A 2,568-nucleotide genomic window follows, 5' to 3' on the forward strand; every position below is an offset into this window, starting at 1 on the left:
GCCTGGACGACACCGGTTCGATCGCCGTCGGGACCATCGACCTCTCGCTGTCCCGACGCGCCGACGAGGCCGAGGCCCGGGCGCCGGGCGAGGGCGCGGACGCGGTGCTGTGGGAGGGGCTGACCGAGGCCACCCACGAGGAGTCGACGCTGTCGTTCACCTACGTGGCCTTCATCACCCTGGCCACGATGATCGCGGCCTGCGGCGTGGTGCTGGACAACGCGATCCTGATCGTGGGCGCGATGGCGGTGGGACCCGAGTTCGGACCGCTCGCCGGGATCTGCACGGCCGTGGTCCGGCGCCGGCCGCGCCTGGCCTGGCGCTCACTGATCGCGCTGCTGGTGGGCTTCGCGGTGGCGATGGCCGTGACCTCGGGGTTCGGCCTGCTGATGGACGCGGTGGGCCTGTTCAGCAAGGCGCGGCTGGAGGCCGACCGGCCGAACACCGGGTTCATCTACGCGCCGGACTGGTTCTCGTTCGTCGTGGCCGTGCTCGCCGGGATCGCCGGGACGCTGTCCCTGACCTCGGCCAAGTCGGGCGCCCTGGTGGGCGTGGCCATCTCGGTGACGACGGTCCCGGCCGCGGCCAACGCGGCGGTGGCGCTGGCCTACGGCGACATGTCCCAGACGAGCGGCTCGACACTCCAGCTCCTGCTGAACCTGCTGGGCATCGTCCTGGCGGGGACGCTCACGCTGCTGGCCCAGAAGCACCTCTGGGCCGGGCAGCGCGGACGCCTCGGCTGAGGGCGCGGGGAACTATCCCAGCGCGGACTTCACGGCGTCGGCCAGCCGCCCGGCGACCGCCCGCGCCTGGTCGATGTCCGCGGCCTCGACCATCACCCGCACCAGCGGCTCGGTCCCGGAGGGCCGCAGCAGCACCCGTCCGGTCGACCCCAGCTCCCGCTCCGCCTCGGCGACGGCGGCGGCGAGGTCGACGGACGTCCGCACCCGGGACTTGTCCACGTCGGGCACGTTGATGAGGACCTGCGGCAGCCGCTGCATGACGGAGGCCAGGTCCCGCAGCGTACGACCGGTCTCGGCGATCCGCGCCGCCAGCAGCAGGCCGGTCAGCGTGCCGTCCCCGGTGGTCGCGTGGTCGAGGATGATGACGTGCCCGGACTGCTCGCCCCCGAGGGCGTAGCCGTGCTCCTTCATCTCCTCCAGCACGTACCGGTCGCCGACGGCGGTCTGCACGAGGCGGATGCCCTCGCGCTCCATGGCCAGCTTGAAGCCGAGGTTGGACATCACGGTCGCGACGACGGTGTCGGAGCGCAGTGCGGAACGCTCCCGCATCGCCAGCGCGAGCACGGAGAGGATCTGGTCGCCGTCGACCTCCTCACCGGTGTGGTCCACGGCCAGGCAGCGGTCGGCGTCGCCGTCGTGCGCGATGCCGAGGTCCGCGCCGTGCTCAAGGACCGCGGCCTTGAGCTGGTCCAGGTGGGTCGAGCCGCAGCCGTCGTTGATGTTGAGGCCGTCCGGCTCGGCGCCGATCGTGACGACCTGGGCGCCGGCCCGGGCGAACGCCTCCGGCGAGACCCCCGAGGCCGCGCCGTGCGCTTCGTCCAGGACGATCTTCAGCCCGTCGAGCCGGTTGGGCAGGACCGACAGGAGGTGGGCGACGTACTGCTCGAAGCCCTCCGCGTAGGACCGGACGCGGCCGACCCCGGCGCCGGTCGGGCGCTGCCAGGGCTCACCGTGCCGGTGGGAATCGTAGACCGCCTCGATCCGGTCCTCCAGCTCGTCGGCGAGTTTCCGGCCGCCGCGGGCGAAGAACTTGATGCCGTTGTCCGGCATGGCGTTGTGGCTGGCGGAGAGCATCACACCGAGGTCGGCGCCGAGCGCGCCGGTCAGGTGCGCCACCGCGGGCGTCGGCAGCACGCCGACGCGCAGCACGTCCACGCCCGCGCTCGCCAGGCCCGCGACCACCGCCGCCTCCAGGAACTCCCCGGACGCGCGCGGGTCCCGTCCGACCACCGCCGTCGGCTTGTGGCCCTCGAAGGTACCCGCCTCGGCCAGCACGTGCGCCGCGGCGACGGACAGGCCGAGCGCCATCTCGGCCGTCAGATCCGCGTTGGCGACACCGCGCACGCCGTCCGTACCGAAGAGTCGTCCCACTTGTCCTCCCGAGGAACCTGTCGAGCAAACATGCGATCACACGAGCCTTTGAGCGTCTTGTGTCGTTATACGCCCTTGGCTCGGATAAGCGAACGCCCCGGGGGCACATGTGGCGTGCCGCCGGGGCGTTCGGAGTACGAGCAGGCAGCTCTTGATTAGCGCTTGCTGTACTGCGGAGCCTTGCGGGCCTTCTTCAGACCGGCCTTCTTCCGCTCGACCGCACGGTCGTCGCGGCGCAGGAAGCCGGCCTTCTTCAGCGGGCCGCGGTTGTTGTCGACGTCGGCCTCGTTCAGCGCGCGGGCGACACCGAGACGGAGCGCACCGGCCTGGCCGGAGACACCGCCACCGGCGATGCGGGCGATGACGTCGTAACGACCCTCGAGCTCGAGCACCTTGAAGGGCTCGTTCACTTCCTGCTGGTGCACCTTGTTCGGGAAGTAGTCCTCGAGGGTGC

General features: G+C 71.8%; 3 protein-coding genes. 1 reads left to right on the forward strand and 2 read right to left on the reverse strand.

What is annotated here, in order from left to right:
- Positions 1-743, forward strand: a 743-nt coding sequence (locus tag IE312_RS04760; RefSeq protein WP_229899060.1) for a DUF389 domain-containing protein, incomplete at its 5' end; no start/stop codon positions are given.
- A gap of 12 nt (positions 744-755) precedes the next feature.
- Here the strand turns inward: IE312_RS04760 and glmM are convergent.
- Together glmM and rpsI are read right to left on the reverse strand one after the other, a co-directional pair.
- Positions 756-2,114: a phosphoglucosamine mutase gene (gene glmM, locus IE312_RS04765; protein ID WP_189978661.1), complete on the reverse strand. Its 1,359-nt coding sequence runs from the start codon at positions 2,112-2,114 to the stop codon at positions 756-758.
- A 155-nt stretch (positions 2,115-2,269) separates the two neighbouring features.
- Positions 2,270-2,568 (reverse strand): 30S ribosomal protein S9 (gene rpsI, locus IE312_RS38785; protein WP_229899062.1); only part of this gene is annotated, 299 nt, incomplete at its 5' end.

Source organism: Streptomyces capoamus, from assembly GCF_014654935.1.
Lineage (GTDB): Bacteria > Actinomycetota > Actinomycetes > Streptomycetales > Streptomycetaceae > Streptomyces > Streptomyces capoamus.